Here is a 16,117-nt window from a genome sequence, read left to right as displayed (position 1 = left end):
AGGGATACGACAGTGCCACGTTCTCTGAAAAAAGGTCCTTTTATTGATCTTCACCTACTGAAGAAGATCGAAGTGGCGGCGGAAAAGAACGATCGCAAACCAGTTAAAACCTGGTCGCGTCGTTCGATGATCCTGCCACAAATGGTCGGTTTGACCATTGCAGTGCATAACGGTCGTCAACATGTTCCAGTTCTCGTGAACGAAGACATGGTCGGCCACAAACTAGGCGAGTTTGCCGGTACCCGCACATATCGCGGGCACGTGGCAGACAAGAAAGCCAAGCGTTAAGGGGTAAGGAACGATGGAAGTAGCCGCTAAGTTGTCGGGCGCTCGAATCTCCGCCCAGAAAGCCCGCTTGGTCGCCGACCAGATCCGCGGGAAGAAGGTGGGCGAAGCGCTCAACCTGTTGGCTTTCAGCAGTAAGAAAGCCGCCGAGATCATGAAGAAAGTGCTGGAGTCGGCCGTAGCCAACGCCGAGCATAACGAAGGCGCAGACGTTGATGACCTTAAAGTCAGCACCGTTTTCGTCAACGAAGGGCGTTCGCTGAAGCGAATCATGCCACGTGCCAAAGGCCGTGCTGATCGCATCGTCAAGCGGTCTTGCCATATCACTGTCAAGGTTGCTGACAAGTAACGGAGTCGAAGAGATGGGTCAGAAAGTACATCCCATTGGCATTCGCCTGGGAATCGTCAAGGAGCACACCTCCGTCTGGTACGCAGACGGTCGGACTTATGCGGACTATTTGTTCGCTGATCTGAAGGTGCGCGAGTATCTCCAAGACAAACTAAAAAGCGCGTCCGTAAGCCGTATCGATATCCATCGTCCGGCTCAGACTGCACGTATCACCATCCACACCGCTCGTCCAGGTATCGTTATCGGGAAGAAAGGTGAAGATGTTGAGAAACTGCGTCAGGACCTGACCAAGCAAATGGGTGTGCCTGTGCACATCAATATCGAAGAGATCCGCAAGCCGGAGCTCGACGGTATGCTGGTTGCGCAGAGCGTAGCTCAGCAGCTGGAGCGTCGTGTAATGTTCCGTCGCGCTATGAAGCGCGCTGTACAGAACGCCATGCGCATTGGTGCCAAAGGCATCAAAATCCAAGTGAGCGGTCGTCTCGGCGGTGCTGAAATCGCACGTACTGAATGGTATCGCGAAGGTCGTGTGCCACTGCACACCCTGCGTGCCGACATCGACTATGCCAACTACGAAGCTCACACCACTTACGGTGTGATCGGTGTAAAGGTTTGGATCTTCAAAGGCGAAGTAATTGGTGGTCGCCAAGAAGAACTGAAACCACAAGCACCAGCGCCTCGTAAAAAAGCTGCTAAGTAAGGGGTACGCCAAATGTTGCAACCAAAGCGTACGAAGTTCCGCAAGCAGATGACAGGCCACAACCGTGGTCTGGCACAGCGCGGTAGCAAAGTCAGCTTCGGCGAGTTCGCGCTGAAGTCTGTAGCTCGTGGTCGTCTCACCGCTCGTCAGATCGAGTCAGCGCGTCGTGCTCTGACCCGTCACGTTAAACGTGGCGGCAAGATCTGGATCCGTGTATTCCCGGACAAGCCTATTTCCAAAAAGCCTCTCGAAGTTCGGATGGGTAAAGGTAAGGGTAGTGTGGAGTACTGGGTTGCCCAGATTCAGCCAGGCAAAGTCCTGTATGAAATCGAGGGTGTTACTGAAGAGCTGGCGCGTGAGGCTTTTGCCTTGGCTGCTGCAAAGCTGCCGCTCGCCACTGCCTTCGTTAAACGGACGGTGATGTGATGAAAGCGAACGAACTTCGTGAAAAAGACGCGCCGCAGCTTAACGAGCAACTGCTCGGCCTGCTGCGCGACCAGTTCAATCTGCGCATGCAGAAAGCAACTGGCCAGTTGGGGCAGTCTCACCTGCTCCGGCAAGTTAAGCGTGACATCGCTCGCGTGAAGACTGTGCTCAAACAGCAGGCAGGTAAGTAATCATGGCTGAAGCCGAAAAAACCGTCCGTACGCTGACTGGCCGTGTTGTCAGCGACAAAATGGACAAGACCATCACCGTTCTGATCGAGCGTCGCGTTAAGCACCCGATCTACGGTAAATACGTTAAGCGTTCGACTAAGCTGCACGCGCACGACGAAACCAATCAGTGCCACATCGGCGACAAAGTCACTATTCGTGAAACTCGTCCTTTGGCCAAGACCAAGTCTTGGGCGCTGGTTGATGTTCTCGAACGCGCTGTGGAAGTCTAAGGACTAGGGGTCGGAGAAATTATATGATTCAGACTCAATCCATGCTCGATGTGGCCGATAACAGCGGCGCTCGCCGTGTTATGTGCATCAAGGTGCTGGGTGGCTCCCATCGTCGTTACGCTGGTATCGGTGACATCATCAAAGTTACCGTCAAGGAAGCAATTCCTCGCGGTAAAGTGAAAAAAGGCCAAGTGATGACTGCTGTTGTAGTCCGCACTCGTCACGGCGTACGTCGTGCTGATGGCTCCATTATCCGCTTTGATGGCAACGCTGCTGTTCTTCTGAACAACAAGCAAGAGCCGATCGGCACCCGTATCTTTGGGCCAGTGACTCGTGAGCTTCGTACTGAGAAGTTCATGAAGATCGTCTCGCTCGCCCCAGAAGTGCTGTAAGGAGATCCGACATGCAAAAGATTCGTCGTGACGACGAGATCATCGTGATCGCCGGCAAAGACAAAGGTAAGCGCGGTAAGGTGCTTAAGGTTCTCGCTAATAACCGTCTGGTTATTGGTGGTCTGAACCTGGTTAAGCGTCATACCAAGCCTAACCCGGCGTCGGGCGTACAAGGCGGTATCGTCGAAAAAGAAGCTCCACTGGACGCTTCTAACGTCGCCATTTTCAACGGCGAAACCAACAAGGCTGACCGCGTTGGTTTCAAAGTAGAAGACGGCAAGAAAATTCGTGTCTTCAAGTCGACCCAAAAAGCGGTTGATGCTTGAACACTGCTAGGTAGAAGACCATGGCACGACTAAAAGAGATTTACTGGAAGGAAATCGCACCGAAGCTTAAGGAAGAACTTAAGCTTTCGAACGTGATGGAAGTTCCACGCGTTACCAAAATCACCCTGAACATGGGTCTGGGCGAAGCGGTCGGTGACAAAAAAGTCATCGAGCACGCTGTTGCCGACCTGGAAAAGATCACCGGTCAGAAAGTTGTTGTGACTTACGCTCGGAAATCCATCGCTGGCTTTAAAGTCCGTGAAGGTTGGCCGATCGGCGTCAAAGTGACCCTGCGCCGTGAGCGTATGTACGAGTTCCTGGATCGTCTGCTGTCGATCTCCCTGCCTCGGGTTCGCGACTTCCGCGGCCTGAATGCCAAGTCCTTCGATGGTCGTGGTAACTACAGCATGGGCGTTAAAGAGCAGATCATCTTCCCGGAAATCGACTACGACAAGATCGATGCTCTCCGCGGTCTGGACATTACCCTGACCACCACTGCCAAGAACGATGATGAAGGTCGCGCCCTGTTGCGTGCTTTCAAATTCCCGTTCCGCAACTGATTGGAGTAGGAAAATGGCCAAGATGAGCATGAAAAACCGCGAGCTGAAGCGTCAGCTCACGGTTGCCAAGTACGCCAAAAAGCGTGCAGCACTGAAAGCTATCATCGTTGATCTGAACGCAAGTCCAGAAGCGCGTTGGGAAGCTACAGTAGCTCTGCAGAAGCAGCCACGTGACGCAAGCGCCTCGCGCATGCGTAACCGCTGCCGCCTGACCGGTCGTCCACACGGCGTTTACCGCAAGTTCGGCCTCGGCCGTAACAAATTGCGTGAAGCTGCAATGCGTGGTGACGTACCTGGTCTGGTTAAAGCCAGCTGGTAAGCACTATCAAAGTCTCGGTGGTCCGGATCGCAAGATCCTGACCACCGGTGACCTTGAACTTGAATCAAGCCCCTATTGGGGCTTGATTCATTTGTGGGGTGTGTCTAGAATACCCGGCTCGCCTGAGCCCGTGCTTTTTTCGCATGGATGAGCTCGGCGACAAGTAGTAGCCGCAAGGCTAATTTTTTTGTATTAGGAGCGTCTAGCCCATGAGTATGCAGGACCCGTTAGCGGACATGCTAACTCGAATCCGTAATGCCCAGATGGCTGAAAAGTCCGTCGTAAGCATGCCATCTTCTACTTTGAAGGTAGCTGTTGCCAAAGTCCTGAAGGACGAAGGTTACATTGCGGGTTATCAGATCAGCAGCGAAATCAAACCACTGCTGTCTATCGAGCTGAAATACTTCGAAGGCCGTCCGGTTATCGAAGAAGTGAAGCGCGTTAGCCGTCCAGGCCTGCGTCAGTACAAGTCCGTCGATGATCTGCCAAAAGTTCGTGGCGGTCTCGGTGTGTCTATCGTCTCCACCAACAAAGGTGTGATGACGGATCGTGCTGCGCGCGCTGCCGGTGTCGGCGGCGAAGTTCTTTGCACTGTGTTCTAAGGGGGGATAAGCATGTCACGCGTCGCTAAGAACCCCGTTAAGCTGCCAGCCGGTGTCGAAGTCAAATTCGCAGGCCAACAGCTTTCGGTGAAGGGTGCCAAGGGCACTCTCGAACTGAACATCCATTCGTCCGTTGAGATCGTTGAAGAAGCTGGTGAGCTGCGTTTCGCTGCTCGCAATGGCGATCAACAAACTCGCGCAATGGCTGGTACCACTCGTGCGTTGGTAAACAACATGGTCCAAGGCGTAAGCCAAGGCTTCGAGCGCAAGCTCCAGCTGGTCGGTGTTGGTTACAAAGCGCAAGCAAAAGGCACAGTGCTGAACCTGGCTCTTGGCTTCTCGCACCCAGTGGATTATGAACTGCCGGAAGGCATCACCGCTGAGACTCCTAGCCAGACCGATATCCTGATCAAGGGCATCGATAAGCAGCTGGTAGGTCAAGTGGCCGCCGAGATCCGCGACTTCCGTCCACCAGAGCCGTACAAAGGCAAAGGTGTGCGCTACGCGGACGAAGTCGTCCGTCGTAAAGAAGCCAAGAAGAAGTAGGGCATAGCAAATGACCGACAAAAAAGTTACTCGACTGCGTCGCGCTCGCAAAGCACGCCTGAAAATGCACGAACTCGAAGTCGTGCGTCTCTGCGTGTTCCGCTCGTCGCAGCACATCTACGCCCAGGTCATTTCGGCCGACGGCAACAAAGTCCTGGCATCTGCCTCGACTTTGGATAAAGAACTGCGTGATGGCGCCACTGGCAACATCGACGCGGCCACTAAGGTTGGCCAGCTGGTCGCTACGCGTGCTAAAGCCGCTGGCGTCTCGCAGGTGGCTTTCGACCGCTCTGGCTTCAAGTACCACGGCCGCGTCAAGGCGCTGGCTGATGCTGCTCGTGAAGCTGGGCTGGAGTTCTAAGTTATGTCAAATAACGACCAAAAGCGCGACGAAGGCTACATTGAGAAGCTGGTTCAAGTTAACCGCGTAGCCAAAACCGTAAAAGGCGGCCGTATCTTCACTTTCACCGCGTTGACCGTGGTTGGTGATGGTAAAGGGCGTGTTGGCTTCGGCCGTGGCAAGTCACGTGAAGTGCCTGCTGCGATCCAGAAGGCAATGGAAGCTGCTCGCCGCAACATGATCCAAGTTGATCTGAACGGCACCACTCTGCAGTACGCAATGAAGTCCGGTCACGGCGCTTCGAAGGTGTACATGCAGCCTGCTTCTGAAGGTACCGGTATCATCGCTGGCGGCGCTATGCGTGCTGTCCTCGAAGTTGCTGGCGTTCAGAACGTTCTGGCCAAGTGCTACGGCTCGACTAACCCGGTAAACGTGGTTCACGCCACTTTCAAAGGTTTGAAAGCTATGCAGTCTCCTGAGTCCATTGCCGCCAAGCGTGGCAAAAGCGTCAAGGAGATCTTCTGATCATGGCTACCGTTAAAGTTACGCTGATCAAAAGCATGACCGGCCGCATCCCTAACCACAAACTGTGCGTTAAGGGTCTGGGTCTGCGTCGCATCGGTCACACTGTAGAAGTACTTGATACTCCCGAGAATCGCGGGATGATCAACAAGGCTTACTACATGCTGCGTGTCGAGGGTTAATCGATGAAACTCAATGATCTGAGTCCAGCGCCGGGTTCCCGTCGCGAAAAGCATCGTCCGGGCCGTGGTATCGGTAGTGGTTTGGGCAAGACCGGTGGCCGTGGCCACAAAGGTCAGTCCTCCCGCTCCGGTGGCACCATTGCTCCAGGCTTTGAAGGCGGTCAACAGCCGCTGCATCGTCGCCTGCCGAAGTTCGGTTTCGTTTCCCTGAAAGCCATGGATCGCGCAGAAGTGCGTTTGTCCGAGCTGGCTAAAGTGGAAGGCGACATCGTCACCGTGCAGTCCCTGAAAGATGCCAACGTGATCAACGTCAACGTACAGCGTGTGAAAATCATGCTGTCCGGCGAAGTTACTCGCGCTGTTACCATCGGAAAGGGAATCGGCGCCACCAAAGGTGCGCGTGCGGCTATCGAAGCAGCTGGCGGCAAGTTCGAGGAATAAATGGCTAAGCAAGGTGCTCTCTCTGCGCTCGGCAAAGGCGGTATGTCTGAACTCTGGGCTCGTCTGCGTTTTCTGTTCCTGGCGATTATCGTCTACCGAATAGGCGCACACATCCCGGTTCCAGGTATCAACCCGGACCGACTCGCGGACCTGTTTCGACAGAATGAGGGGACCATTCTTAGCTTGTTCAACATGTTTTCTGGCGGCGCGCTGGAACGGATGAGTATCTTTGCACTGGGGATCATGCCGTACATTTCGGCATCGATCATCATGCAACTGATGACCGCCGTCAGCCCGCAGTTGGAGCAGTTGAAGAAGGAAGGTGAAGCTGGCCGTCGCAAGATTAGCCAGTACACCCGCTACGGCACTGTCGTCCTCGCTCTCGTTCAGGCTATTGGCATGTCCATTGGTCTGGCGGGGCAGGGCGTTGCGTTCACTGGTGACTTTGGCTTCCATTTCGTCGCGGTATCCACTTTTGTGGCTGGTGCGATGTTCATGATGTGGCTGGGTGAGCAGATTACTGAGCGTGGTGTTGGCAACGGTATCTCGATGTTGATTTTTTCGGGTATCGTCGCCGGTCTTCCGAGAGCGATCGGGCAGTCTTTCGAGTCTGCGCGTCAGGGTGATATCAACATCTTCGCCCTGGTTGCCATCGGTTTGCTGGCAGTAGCGATTATCGGTTTCGTGGTGTTCATTGAGCGTGGTCAGCGTCGTATTGCTGTTCACTACGCCAAGCGTCAGCAGGGCCGCAAGGTCTTCGCTGCGCAGACTAGCCACTTGCCGCTGAAGGTGAACATGGCCGGTGTTATCCCGGCCATTTTCGCGAGCAGCATTTTGCTGTTCCCGGCTTCGTTGGGTGCCTGGTTCGGCCAGTCTGAAGGTATGGGCTGGTTGCAGGACATCTCGCAGTCGATCGCTCCTGGTCAGCCGTTGAATATTCTGCTGTTTAGTGCAGGGATTATTTTCTTCTGCTTCTTCTATACGGCGTTGATGTTCAATCCGAAAGACGTAGCGGAAAACCTGAAGAAGTCCGGTGCCTTTATTCCGGGCATCCGTCCAGGTGAGCAGTCTGCGCGCTACATTGATGGCGTTCTGACTCGCTTGACCATGTTCGGTGCTCTTTACATGACGGCCGTGTGCCTGCTGCCCCAGTTCCTGGTGGTTGCAGCAAACGTACCGTTCTACCTTGGCGGGACCTCGTTGCTGATCGTCGTCGTGGTTGTGATGGACTTCATGTCCCAAGTACAATCGCACCTCGTTTCGCACCAGTACGAATCCCTGATGAAGAAAGCCAACCTGAAGGGTTACGGCAGCGGCATGTTGCGCTGAGTACCCATAAGGTTCGAGGAGTTGGTGATGAAAGTTCGTGCATCGGTGAAAAAGCTGTGCCGTAACTGCAAGATTATTCGCCGCGAAGGTGTTGTTCGAGTAATTTGCAGCGCGGAACCGCGTCACAAACAGCGCCAAGGCTGAGTGTGATTGTGCTTCAAGCCCGGCAGCTAGTGCGCTGCCGGGTTGATTATTTGTTATTACAGCGATATTATCTCGCGCCCTATTTCTTGGCTTCCGGGGCGTAGGTAGCTGTCAATTGGAGTCCCACTGAATGGCCCGTATTGCAGGCGTTAACATTCCAGATAACAAGCATACTGTTATCTCGCTGACCTACATCTATGGTGTTGGTCGCACTACTGCACAGAAGATCTGTGCAGTGACTGGGGTAAACCCAGCCGCAAAGATCAAAGATCTGAGCGACGAGCAGATTGAACAGCTGCGTGGCGAAGTGGCGAAGTTCACCACTGAAGGTGACCTGCGTCGCGAAATCAACATGAAAATCAAGCGTTTGATGGACCTCGGTTGCTATCGCGGTCTGCGTCATCGTCGTGGTCTTCCAGTGCGCGGTCAGCGTACCAAGACTAACGCGCGTACCCGTAAAGGTCCGCGTAAGCCGATCCGCAAGTAATCGCCCCAGCGAATCGACAGGAAATTAATCATGGCTAAACCTGCTGCTCGTCCTCGTAAAAAAGTTAAAAAGACAGTGGTTGATGGCATCGCCCACATCCATGCATCTTTTAACAACACAATCGTGACCATCACCGACCGTCAAGGCAACGCTCTTTCCTGGGCTACCTCCGGTGGTTCGGGTTTCCGCGGTTCCCGCAAGTCCACCCCGTTTGCTGCTCAAGTAGCTGCTGAACGTGCTGGTCAAGCTGCGCTGGAATACGGCCTGAAAAACCTCGACGTTAACGTCAAAGGTCCAGGTCCAGGTCGTGAATCTGCAGTCCGCGCTTTGAACGGCTGTGGCTACAAGATCGCCAGCATCACCGACGTGACGCCAATCCCGCACAACGGGTGCCGTCCGCCGAAGAAGCGCCGCGTGTAATCCAGGAGATTGTAAAGAATGGCTCGTTACATTGGTCCAAAATGCAAACTCGCTCGTCGCGAAGGCACCGATCTCTTCTTGAAGAGCGGCGTGCGCGCGATCGAATCGAAGTGCAACATTGAAGCAGCACCTGGTATCCACGGCCAACGCCGCGGTCGCCAGTCCGATTACGGCACCCAACTGCGTGAAAAGCAGAAGGTCCGTCGTATCTACGGCGTTCTCGAGCGTCAATTCAGCGGCTACTACAAAGAAGCTGCTGGCAAGAAAGGCGCAACTGGCGAAAACCTGTTGCAACTGCTCGAATGCCGTCTGGACAACGTTGTATACCGTATGGGTTTTGGCTCTACTCGTGCCGAATCCCGTCAGCTGGTATCGCACAAATCCGTAAGCGTTAACGGTCAGACCGTAAACGTGCCGTCGTACCAGGTTCGTGCTGGTGACGTGGTCGCGATTCGCGAGAAAGCAAAGAACCAACTTCGCATTGTCCAAGCTCTCGATCTGTGTGCCCAACGTGGCCGCGTAGAATGGGTAGAAGTAGACACTGAGAAGAAGTCGGGCGTTTTCAAGAACGTTCCTGCTCGCAGTGATCTGTCCGCCGACATCAACGAAAGCCTGATTGTCGAGCTCTACTCCAAGTAAGGGCTAGAAAATAGGTGCATCCATGCAGATTTCGGTAAATGAGTTCCTGACACCCCGCCATATTGATGTGCAGGTTGTCAGTCCAACCCGCGCCAAGATCACTCTCGAGCCTCTCGAGCGTGGTTTTGGCCACACCCTGGGCAACGCGCTGCGCCGCATCCTGTTGTCCTCAATGCCCGGCTGCGCAGTAGTCGAGGCCGAGATTGACGGTGTGCTCCATGAGTACAGCGCCATCGAAGGTGTACAGGAAGACGTAATTGAAATCCTGTTGAACCTTAAAGGTCTGGCTATCAAGCTGCACGGCCGTGACGAAGTTACGCTGACCTTGTCGAAGAAGGGTTCGGGGGTGGTTACCGCTGCCGATATTCAGCTGGATCATGATGTCGAGATCGTTAACCCCGATCACGTAATCGCTAACCTGGCGTCTAACGGCGCCCTGAACATGAAGCTCACCGTAGCTCGTGGTCGTGGTTATGAACCGGCAGACTCGCGTCAGAGCGATGAAGACGAAAGCCGCAGCATCGGTCGCTTGCAGCTTGACTCTTCGTTCAGCCCGGTTCGCCGTATCGCATACGTGGTGGAAAACGCCCGTGTCGAACAGCGTACTAACCTGGACAAGCTGGTTATTGATCTGGAAACCAACGGTACTCTGGATCCTGAAGAGGCAATTCGCCGCGCTGCAACCATTCTGCAACAGCAGTTGGCTGCGTTCGTCGACCTCAAAGGTGACAGTGAGCCAGTGGTTGTCGAGCAGGAAGACGAGATCGATCCGATCCTGCTTCGCCCGGTTGACGATCTGGAACTGACTGTACGTTCGGCTAACTGCCTTAAGGCGGAAAACATCTACTACATCGGTGACCTGATTCAGCGTACCGAAGTAGAGCTGTTGAAGACTCCGAACCTTGGCAAGAAATCCTTGACTGAAATCAAGGACGTTCTGGCCTCCCGCGGTCTGTCCCTCGGCATGCGCCTCGACAACTGGCCGCCTGCAAGTCTTAAGAAGGACGACAAGGCGACTGCCTGATCGTCGTAATCACCGAACGTTGTGTTTGGTAAGGAATGAACCATGCGTCATCGTAAAAGTGGTCGTCACCTGAGCCGCACTAGCTCGCACCGCAAGGCCATGTTTCAAAACATGGCAGTGTCGCTGTTCGAGCACGAGCTGATCAAAACTACACTGCCGAAAGCTAAAGAACTGCGTCGCGTTGCTGAGCCGCTGATCACTTTGGCCAAGACAGACAGCCTGGCTAACCGCCGTCTGGCTTTCGACCGTACTCGTTCGAAAGCTATCGTTGGTAAGCTCTTCAACGACCTGGGCAAGCGTTACGCTACCCGTGAGGGTGGCTACCTGCGCATCCTCAAGTGCGGTTTCCGCACTGGCGACAACGCGCCTATGGCGTACGTCGAGTTGGTTGATCGTCCTGCCGGTGGTGAAGCTGTATCCGCTGAGTAAGACGTCAGTCTGAAACGAAGAACCGGGCCTAGTGCCCGGTTTTTTGTGCGCGCTCGAAAAGTATCGAGTGGCCTGGGCGATACAGCTTCATTAGTATTTATCTATCGATTCTCACAGTTTAATGAATTTGATGGTGTCATGTTGATGGTCAATACTCCCTCTCAGCCGATTAGCCGGCAGTAGGAAAGACAGACAGAGGAAGAGATCGCATGAGCCAAAATAAAACACTTACCACCGCCAGTGGCGCTCCTGTCGCCGACAACCAGAATTCCCGTTCCGCCGGCCCTCGTGGCCCGCTGCTGCTCGACGACTTTCACCTGATCGAGAAGCTTGCCCACTTCAACCGTGAAAACATCCCTGAGCGTCGCGTACACGCCAAAGGTTCGGGTGCTTACGGTACGTTCACAGTAACTCGGGACATCACCGAGTACACCAGCGCCAAACTGTTTGAATCTGTCGGCAAGCAAACCCCAACCTTCCTGCGGTTTTCCACCGTTGGCGGTGAGCGTGGTTCGGCCGACACCGAGCGCGATCCACGTGGTTTCGCCCTGAAGTTCTACACCGAAGAAGGCAACTGGGACATCGTCGGCAACAACACGCCAGTGTTCTTCATCCGCGATCCTTTGAAATTCCCGGACTTTATTCATACCCAAAAACGTCTTCCACAAAGCAATCTGAAAAGCGCGCAAATGATGTGGGACTTCTGGTCGCACTCACCTGAGGCGTTGCACCAGGTCACCATTCTGTTCTCGGATCGCGGCATCCCCGATGGCTACCGTCACATGCACGGCTTCGGCAGCCACACCTACAGCCTGATCAACGCCAATGGCGAGCGTCATTGGGTGAAGTGGCACTACAAGACCAAGCAAGGGATTAAAAACCTGGCACCTGCCGAAGCAGCACGCCTGGCTGGTACCGATCCGGATTACGCACAGCGTGATCTGTTCGGCGCGATCGAGCGCGGTGATTTTCCGAAATGGCGCGTGTGCATCCAAATCATGACTGAGGCTCAGGCCGCAGCGCACTACGAGAACCCGTTCGACGTGACCAAGACCTGGTCACAGAAAGAGTTTCCGCTGATCGAAGTGGGCGAACTGGAGCTTAACCGGAACCCGCAGAACTATTTTGCTGAAGTCGAGCAAGCGGCGTTCGGGCCAAGCAACATGGTCCCGGGTGTCGGTTTGTCGCCTGACCGCATGCTGCAAGGGCGAGTGTTCGCTTACGCCGATGCTCACCGCTACCGTATTGGCACCAACCACCAGCAATTGCCGGTGAACGCACCTCGTAGTCCGGTGAACAGCTACCAGCGCGATGGCTCGATGGCCTTTGGCAGCAATGGCGGAGCGGCGCCTAACTACGAGCCGAACAGCTATGTTGAGTCGCCGAAACAGGCTCCTCGCTACGCTGAGCCTCCTTTGGCGCTGAGCGGCGCAGCTGATCGTTACGATCATCGCGAGGACACCGATTACTACAGTCATGCGGGTGCGCTGTTCCGGCTCATGAGTAACGAGCAGAAAGCGCTGCTGGTCAACAACATTGCCGGTGCAATGGGTGGTGTTTCCAGCGATGTGGTTGATCGCCAATTGCAGCATTTCTTCAAGGCCGACCCGGCGTATGGAGAAGCAATCGCAAAGGCACTCAACGTACAGCTTAACGAAGTCTAAACGAGAAGCAGAACCGCCCTCATTTGGGCGGTTTTTGCGTTATTTAAACCACTTTTCTCAGAATATCTTCGCTTTTATCGCGCAAGCAGAGTGACCAAACAGTCTGCTTGGTTCAAACTACAGACTTTCAAGCAGGGAGATGTAGGGCGATGCAAGGCCACCCAGACGTAATCGATTACCTCAACACGTTGCTGACCGGCGAACTGGCCGCGCGTGACCAATATTTCGTTCACTCGCGGATGTATGAGGACTGGGGATTCACCAAGCTCTACGAACGAATCAATCACGAGATGGAAGAAGAAGCAGGGCATGCCGATGCCCTGATGCGCCGTATCCTGATGCTGGAAGGCACGCCGCGTATGCGTCCGGACGACCTTGATGTCGGCACCACTGTGCCGGACATGCTCGCCGCCGACCTGCGTCTGGAATACAAAGTCCGCGCCGCGCTCTGTAAGGGCATCAAGCTCTGCGAGCAGCACAAGGACTATGTCAGCCGCGAGATGCTGCGGGTTCAATTGCATGACACCGAAGAAGACCACACCTACTGGCTTGAAAAGCAGATGGGTCTGATCAAGCTGATCGGTCTGGAAAATTACCTGCAATCGCACGCCTGATTCCACCGGATACAAAAAAGCCCCTGTCACCGAGAAAGTGACAGGGGCTTTTTCATGGCCGTGATTCAGGCCTTGTCGCGTGCCAGCAGCGGCTTGAGGTAGAAGCCGGTGTGAGATTGCTTCATCTCGGACACTTCCTCCGGCGTGCCGACGGCAATGATCTGGCCACCCTTGGAGCCGCCTTCCGGCCCCAAGTCCACCAGCCAGTCGGCCGTCTTGATCACATCCAGATTGTGCTCGATCACCACCACAGTGTTGCCGTGGTCGCGCAATCGATGCAAAACGTCGAGTAGCTGCTGAATATCCGCGAAGTGCAGGCCAGTTGTCGGCTCATCGAGGATATACAGCGTCTTGCCGGTATCGCGCTTGGACAGTTCGCGGGACAGCTTCACCCGCTGGGCTTCACCACCCGACAGGGTGGTCGCTGACTGCCCGAGCTTGATGTACGACAGGCCGACATCCATCAGCGTCTGAAGCTTGCGCGCCAGGGCCGGAACCGCGTCGAAGAACACCCGCGCTTCCTCGATCGTCATCTCGAGGGTTTCGTGGATGTTCTTGCCCTTGTACTTGATCTCAAGAGTTTCGCGGTTGTAGCGCTTGCTCTTGCAGACGTCGCACGGGACATAGATGTCCGGCAGGAAGTGCATTTCCACCTTGATCAGGCCATCGCCCTGACACGCTTCGCAACGTCCACCCTTCACGTTGAAGGAGAAACGTCCAGGACCATAACCGCGGGAGCGGGACTCCGGCACGCCGGCGAACAGTTCGCGAATCGGTGTGAACAACCCGGTGTAGGTCGCGGGGTTGGAGCGAGGCGTTCGACCGATCGGGCTCTGGTCGATGTCGACAACCTTATCCAGATGCTCCAGACCTTTGATGCTGTCGTGGGCGGCCGCTTCGAGCGTCGTCGCACCGTTCAATGCCGTAGCGCTAAGCGGGAACAGGGTGTTGTTGATCAGCGTCGACTTGCCCGAGCCGGACACGCCGGTGACGCAAGTCAGCAGGCCTATTGGAATGTCCAGATCGACATCGCGCAGGTTGTTGCCACGGGCGCCTTTGAGGGACAGCGACAACTTTTTGTTACGCGGCGTGCGTTTGGCTGGGACTGCAATCTTCACCCGGCCCGACAAGTATTTGCCGGTCAACGAATCAGGGTGAGCCATTACCTCGGCCGGCGTACCTTCGGCGACGATATGCCCACCGTGTACACCCGCGCCCGGACCGATATCCACCACGTAGTCAGCCAGGCGAATCGCATCTTCGTCGTGCTCGACCACGATCACCGTGTTGCCGATATCCCGTAGATGCTTGAGGGTGCCGAGCAGCCGATCGTTGTCTCGCTGGTGCAGGCCAATCGACGGTTCGTCGAGGATGTACAGAACCCCTACCAGGCCCGCACCGATCTGGCTGGCCAGACGAATACGCTGAGCCTCACCGCCAGACAATGTGTCGGCACTGCGATCCAGCGACAAATAGTCGAGGCCAACGTTGACCAGGAACCGCAGACGCTCGCGAATTTCCTTGAGAATCTTGTCGGCAATTTCACCGCGACGGCCAGTAAGTTTCAGTACGCCGAAATATTCACAGGCATCGCCAATCGGCAGATTGGTCACCGCCGGCAGCGTCTTCTCGCCAACCCATACATGCCGAGCCTCACGACGCAGGCGAGTACCACGGCAATCCGGGCAAGGCTGGGTGCTGAGGAACTTGGCCAGCTCTTCACGCACCGAGGCGGACTCGGTTTCACGGTAGCGTCGGTCCAGATTCGGCACGATGCCTTCGAACGGGTGCGAACGTTTGACGATGTCGCCACGGTCGTTCAGGTATTTGAAGTCGACGTTCTGCGAACCGCTGCCGTGCAAGATGAACTTCTGCTGATCGGCCGTTAGTTCGTTGAACGGCACTTCCAGGCTGAACTTGTAGTGCGAAGCCAACGAGCCGAGCATCTGGAAGTAATAGACGTTGCGCCGGTCCCATCCGCGAATCGCGCCCTCGGCCAGCGTCAGCTCGCCGTTCACCAGTCGCTTGATGTCAAAGAACTGCTTAACGCCCAGGCCATCGCACGTCGGGCAAGCGCCGGCCGGGTTGTTAAAGGAGAACAGCTTGGGTTCCAGCTCGCTGATGGCATGGCCGCAGATCGGGCAGGCGAAGCGCGCGGAGAAAATGATCTCTTCACCGGGCTCGTCGTCCATCGGCGCGACCAGGGCAATACCGTCCGCTAGCTTCAGCGCGGTCTCGAACGACTCGGCCAGGCGCTGTTGCAGGTCGGCGCGGACCTTGAAGCGGTCGACCACGACATCGATCGAGTGCTTCTTCTGTTTATCCAGCTTCGGCAACTCGTCCAGCTCGCAGAGCCGGCCATTGACCCGGGCGCGTACAAAACCCTGGGCACGCAGTTCTTCGAAGACTGACAGGTGTTCGCCTTTACGCTCGCGAATCACCGGGGCCAGCAGCATCAGCTTGCTGCCCTCCGGTTGGGCGAGGACAAGGTCGACCATCTGGCTGACGGTTTGCGCTTCCAGCGGAATGTCGTGATCCGGGCAGCGCGGAATACCCACGCGAGCATAAAGCAGGCGCAGGTAGTCGTAGATTTCGGTGATGGTGCCGACCGTCGAGCGCGGGTTGTGCGAGGTCGATTTCTGTTCGATGGAAATGGCTGGCGACAAACCTTCGATGGTGTCGACGTCAGGTTTTTCCATCATCGACAAAAACTGCCGGGCATAGGCCGACAGCGATTCGACGTAGCGGCGCTGGCCTTCGGCATACAGCGTGTCAAACGCCAGGGACGATTTGCCGGATCCGGACAGGCCGGTGATGACGATCAGTTTGTCCCTTGGCAGGGTCAGGTCGATGTTCTTCAGGTTGTGGGTTCGGGCCCCACGAATCAGGATCTTGTCCAAAGTGGCCTCGCTTGGCG

26 protein-coding genes are annotated in these 16,117 nt (G+C 55.4%); 25 read left to right on the top strand and 1 reads right to left on the bottom strand.

Features of this window, described 5'->3' with window-relative positions; genetic code table 11:
* The first annotated feature begins 12 nt into the window (after nt 1-12).
* From rpsS to bfr, 25 genes are all read left to right on the top strand, one after another.
* Nucleotides 13-288: a 30S ribosomal protein S19 gene (rpsS, locus tag ACA079_RS29210; protein WP_002555486.1), complete on the top strand. Its 276-nt coding sequence runs from the start codon at nt 13-15 to the stop codon at nt 286-288.
* Nucleotides 289-301: 13 nt separating this feature from the next.
* Entirely contained in the window at nt 302-634 is a 333-nt protein-coding gene (gene rplV / locus ACA079_RS29205; RefSeq protein ID WP_003103908.1) for a 50S ribosomal protein L22, read from the top strand.
* A 13-nt stretch (nt 635-647) separates the two neighbouring features.
* A complete protein-coding gene (rpsC, locus tag ACA079_RS29200; RefSeq protein WP_003176422.1) occupies nt 648-1,334 on the top strand; it encodes a 30S ribosomal protein S3 in 687 nt (228 codons plus the stop codon).
* Nucleotides 1,335-1,346: 12 nt separating this feature from the next.
* Nucleotides 1,347-1,760: a 50S ribosomal protein L16 gene (gene rplP, locus ACA079_RS29195; RefSeq protein WP_008145497.1), complete on the top strand. Its 414-nt coding sequence runs from the start codon at nt 1,347-1,349 to the stop codon at nt 1,758-1,760.
* Nucleotides 1,760-1,951 (top strand): 50S ribosomal protein L29, encoded by a 192-nt coding sequence (gene rpmC / locus ACA079_RS29190; protein ID WP_008030901.1) that lies wholly within the window; start codon nt 1,760-1,762, stop codon nt 1,949-1,951. The genes rplP and rpmC overlap by 1 nt, the downstream gene beginning before the upstream one ends.
* Nucleotides 1,952-1,953: 2 nt before the next feature.
* Entirely contained in the window at nt 1,954-2,220 is a 267-nt protein-coding gene (rpsQ, locus tag ACA079_RS29185; protein ID WP_003176419.1) for a 30S ribosomal protein S17, read from the top strand.
* A 23-nt stretch (nt 2,221-2,243) separates the two neighbouring features.
* Entirely contained in the window at nt 2,244-2,612 is a 369-nt protein-coding gene (gene rplN, locus ACA079_RS29180) for a 50S ribosomal protein L14 (RefSeq protein WP_002555479.1), read from the top strand.
* 11 nt (nt 2,613-2,623) lie between these two features.
* Nucleotides 2,624-2,938, top strand: a complete 315-nt coding sequence (gene rplX, locus ACA079_RS29175; protein WP_008145498.1) for a 50S ribosomal protein L24 — start codon at nt 2,624-2,626, stop codon at nt 2,936-2,938.
* 20 nt (nt 2,939-2,958) lie between these two features.
* On the top strand, nt 2,959-3,498 hold the full coding sequence (rplE, locus tag ACA079_RS29170) for a 50S ribosomal protein L5 (protein ID WP_003176415.1): 540 nt from the start codon (nt 2,959-2,961) through the stop codon (nt 3,496-3,498).
* 13 nt (nt 3,499-3,511) lie between these two features.
* Entirely contained in the window at nt 3,512-3,817 is a 306-nt protein-coding gene (gene rpsN, locus ACA079_RS29165; protein WP_003176414.1) for a 30S ribosomal protein S14, read from the top strand.
* A gap of 209 nt (nt 3,818-4,026) precedes the next feature.
* The gene (rpsH, locus tag ACA079_RS29160) at nt 4,027-4,419 is read left to right on the top strand and encodes a 30S ribosomal protein S8 (protein ID WP_003186040.1); all 393 of its coding nucleotides are present in this window, start codon (nt 4,027-4,029) and stop codon (nt 4,417-4,419) included.
* 12 nt (nt 4,420-4,431) lie between these two features.
* Nucleotides 4,432-4,965, top strand: coding sequence for a 50S ribosomal protein L6 (gene rplF / locus ACA079_RS29155; RefSeq protein WP_003176412.1), 534 nt, complete (start codon nt 4,432-4,434; stop codon nt 4,963-4,965).
* Between the two features lie 10 nt (nt 4,966-4,975).
* Nucleotides 4,976-5,326, top strand: coding sequence for a 50S ribosomal protein L18 (rplR, locus tag ACA079_RS29150; protein ID WP_003186037.1), 351 nt, complete (start codon nt 4,976-4,978; stop codon nt 5,324-5,326).
* A 3-nt stretch (nt 5,327-5,329) separates the two neighbouring features.
* On the top strand, nt 5,330-5,830 hold the full coding sequence (gene rpsE / locus ACA079_RS29145; protein ID WP_007943782.1) for a 30S ribosomal protein S5: 501 nt from the start codon (nt 5,330-5,332) through the stop codon (nt 5,828-5,830).
* A 2-nt stretch (nt 5,831-5,832) separates the two neighbouring features.
* The gene (gene rpmD, locus ACA079_RS29140) at nt 5,833-6,009 is read left to right on the top strand and encodes a 50S ribosomal protein L30 (RefSeq protein ID WP_003186033.1); all 177 of its coding nucleotides are present in this window, start codon (nt 5,833-5,835) and stop codon (nt 6,007-6,009) included.
* A gap of 3 nt (nt 6,010-6,012) precedes the next feature.
* Entirely contained in the window at nt 6,013-6,450 is a 438-nt protein-coding gene (gene rplO, locus ACA079_RS29135; protein WP_007896782.1) for a 50S ribosomal protein L15, read from the top strand.
* On the top strand, nt 6,451-7,779 hold the full coding sequence (gene secY / locus ACA079_RS29130) for a preprotein translocase subunit SecY (RefSeq protein ID WP_003228718.1): 1,329 nt from the start codon (nt 6,451-6,453) through the stop codon (nt 7,777-7,779).
* A gap of 27 nt (nt 7,780-7,806) precedes the next feature.
* Nucleotides 7,807-7,923: a 50S ribosomal protein L36 gene (gene rpmJ / locus ACA079_RS29125; protein WP_002555468.1), complete on the top strand. Its 117-nt coding sequence runs from the start codon at nt 7,807-7,809 to the stop codon at nt 7,921-7,923.
* 130 nt (nt 7,924-8,053) lie between these two features.
* The gene (rpsM, locus tag ACA079_RS29120) at nt 8,054-8,410 is read left to right on the top strand and encodes a 30S ribosomal protein S13 (RefSeq protein WP_003186020.1); all 357 of its coding nucleotides are present in this window, start codon (nt 8,054-8,056) and stop codon (nt 8,408-8,410) included.
* Nucleotides 8,411-8,440: 30 nt separating this feature from the next.
* Nucleotides 8,441-8,830 (top strand): 30S ribosomal protein S11, encoded by a 390-nt coding sequence (gene rpsK, locus ACA079_RS29115; RefSeq protein ID WP_002555466.1) that lies wholly within the window; start codon nt 8,441-8,443, stop codon nt 8,828-8,830.
* A gap of 18 nt (nt 8,831-8,848) precedes the next feature.
* Nucleotides 8,849-9,469: a 30S ribosomal protein S4 gene (rpsD, locus tag ACA079_RS29110; protein ID WP_003210056.1), complete on the top strand. Its 621-nt coding sequence runs from the start codon at nt 8,849-8,851 to the stop codon at nt 9,467-9,469.
* 22 nt (nt 9,470-9,491) lie between these two features.
* Nucleotides 9,492-10,493, top strand: a complete 1,002-nt coding sequence (locus ACA079_RS29105; protein WP_003186012.1) for a DNA-directed RNA polymerase subunit alpha — start codon at nt 9,492-9,494, stop codon at nt 10,491-10,493.
* Between the two features lie 42 nt (nt 10,494-10,535).
* Nucleotides 10,536-10,922 (top strand): 50S ribosomal protein L17, encoded by a 387-nt coding sequence (rplQ, locus tag ACA079_RS29100; protein WP_008145500.1) that lies wholly within the window; start codon nt 10,536-10,538, stop codon nt 10,920-10,922.
* A 209-nt stretch (nt 10,923-11,131) separates the two neighbouring features.
* The gene (locus tag ACA079_RS29095) at nt 11,132-12,586 is read left to right on the top strand and encodes a catalase (RefSeq protein WP_497701799.1); all 1,455 of its coding nucleotides are present in this window, start codon (nt 11,132-11,134) and stop codon (nt 12,584-12,586) included.
* Between the two features lie 149 nt (nt 12,587-12,735).
* A complete protein-coding gene (gene bfr / locus ACA079_RS29090; RefSeq protein WP_007943775.1) occupies nt 12,736-13,200 on the top strand; it encodes a bacterioferritin in 465 nt (154 codons plus the stop codon).
* A 65-nt stretch (nt 13,201-13,265) separates the two neighbouring features.
* On the opposite strand, the gene uvrA is transcribed toward bfr, so the two are convergent.
* Nucleotides 13,266-16,100, bottom strand: coding sequence for an excinuclease ABC subunit UvrA (gene uvrA / locus ACA079_RS29085; protein ID WP_497701798.1), 2,835 nt, complete (start codon nt 16,098-16,100; stop codon nt 13,266-13,268).
* Between the last annotated feature and the right edge of the window lie 17 nt (nt 16,101-16,117).

The organism is Pseudomonas sp. LBUM1645, assembly GCF_059716185.1.
The sequence above is the reverse complement of the archived record's forward strand: the minus strand, read 5'-3'. Positions and strand labels throughout refer to the sequence as shown.

Excerpts from the sequence above, each read along its gene's own strand:
- rplV (WP_003103908.1), top strand. The coding sequence starts at position 302 with ATGGAAGTAGCCGCTAAGTTGTCGGGCGCTCGAATCTCCGCCCAGAAA.
- rpsC (WP_003176422.1), top strand. The coding sequence starts at position 648 with ATGGGTCAGAAAGTACATCCCATTGGCATTCGCCTGGGAATCGTCAAG.
- rplP (WP_008145497.1), top strand. The coding sequence starts at position 1,347 with ATGTTGCAACCAAAGCGTACGAAGTTCCGCAAGCAGATGACAGGCCAC.
- rpmC (WP_008030901.1), top strand. The coding sequence starts at position 1,760 with ATGAAAGCGAACGAACTTCGTGAAAAAGACGCGCCGCAGCTTAACGAG.
- rpsQ (WP_003176419.1), top strand. The coding sequence starts at position 1,954 with ATGGCTGAAGCCGAAAAAACCGTCCGTACGCTGACTGGCCGTGTTGTC.
- rplN (WP_002555479.1), top strand. The coding sequence starts at position 2,244 with ATGATTCAGACTCAATCCATGCTCGATGTGGCCGATAACAGCGGCGCT.
- rplX (WP_008145498.1), top strand. The coding sequence starts at position 2,624 with ATGCAAAAGATTCGTCGTGACGACGAGATCATCGTGATCGCCGGCAAA.
- rplE (WP_003176415.1), top strand. The coding sequence starts at position 2,959 with ATGGCACGACTAAAAGAGATTTACTGGAAGGAAATCGCACCGAAGCTT.
- rpsN (WP_003176414.1), top strand. The coding sequence starts at position 3,512 with ATGGCCAAGATGAGCATGAAAAACCGCGAGCTGAAGCGTCAGCTCACG.
- rpsH (WP_003186040.1), top strand. The coding sequence starts at position 4,027 with ATGAGTATGCAGGACCCGTTAGCGGACATGCTAACTCGAATCCGTAAT.
- rplF (WP_003176412.1), top strand. The coding sequence starts at position 4,432 with ATGTCACGCGTCGCTAAGAACCCCGTTAAGCTGCCAGCCGGTGTCGAA.
- rplR (WP_003186037.1), top strand. The coding sequence starts at position 4,976 with ATGACCGACAAAAAAGTTACTCGACTGCGTCGCGCTCGCAAAGCACGC.
- rpsE (WP_007943782.1), top strand. The coding sequence starts at position 5,330 with ATGTCAAATAACGACCAAAAGCGCGACGAAGGCTACATTGAGAAGCTG.
- rpmD (WP_003186033.1), top strand. The coding sequence starts at position 5,833 with ATGGCTACCGTTAAAGTTACGCTGATCAAAAGCATGACCGGCCGCATC.
- rplO (WP_007896782.1), top strand. The coding sequence starts at position 6,013 with ATGAAACTCAATGATCTGAGTCCAGCGCCGGGTTCCCGTCGCGAAAAG.
- secY (WP_003228718.1), top strand. The coding sequence starts at position 6,451 with ATGGCTAAGCAAGGTGCTCTCTCTGCGCTCGGCAAAGGCGGTATGTCT.
- rpmJ (WP_002555468.1), top strand. The coding sequence starts at position 7,807 with ATGAAAGTTCGTGCATCGGTGAAAAAGCTGTGCCGTAACTGCAAGATT.
- rpsM (WP_003186020.1), top strand. The coding sequence starts at position 8,054 with ATGGCCCGTATTGCAGGCGTTAACATTCCAGATAACAAGCATACTGTT.
- rpsK (WP_002555466.1), top strand. The coding sequence starts at position 8,441 with ATGGCTAAACCTGCTGCTCGTCCTCGTAAAAAAGTTAAAAAGACAGTG.
- rpsD (WP_003210056.1), top strand. The coding sequence starts at position 8,849 with ATGGCTCGTTACATTGGTCCAAAATGCAAACTCGCTCGTCGCGAAGGC.
- ACA079_RS29105 (WP_003186012.1), top strand. The coding sequence starts at position 9,492 with ATGCAGATTTCGGTAAATGAGTTCCTGACACCCCGCCATATTGATGTG.
- rplQ (WP_008145500.1), top strand. The coding sequence starts at position 10,536 with ATGCGTCATCGTAAAAGTGGTCGTCACCTGAGCCGCACTAGCTCGCAC.
- ACA079_RS29095 (WP_497701799.1), top strand. The coding sequence starts at position 11,132 with ATGAGCCAAAATAAAACACTTACCACCGCCAGTGGCGCTCCTGTCGCC.
- bfr (WP_007943775.1), top strand. The coding sequence starts at position 12,736 with ATGCAAGGCCACCCAGACGTAATCGATTACCTCAACACGTTGCTGACC.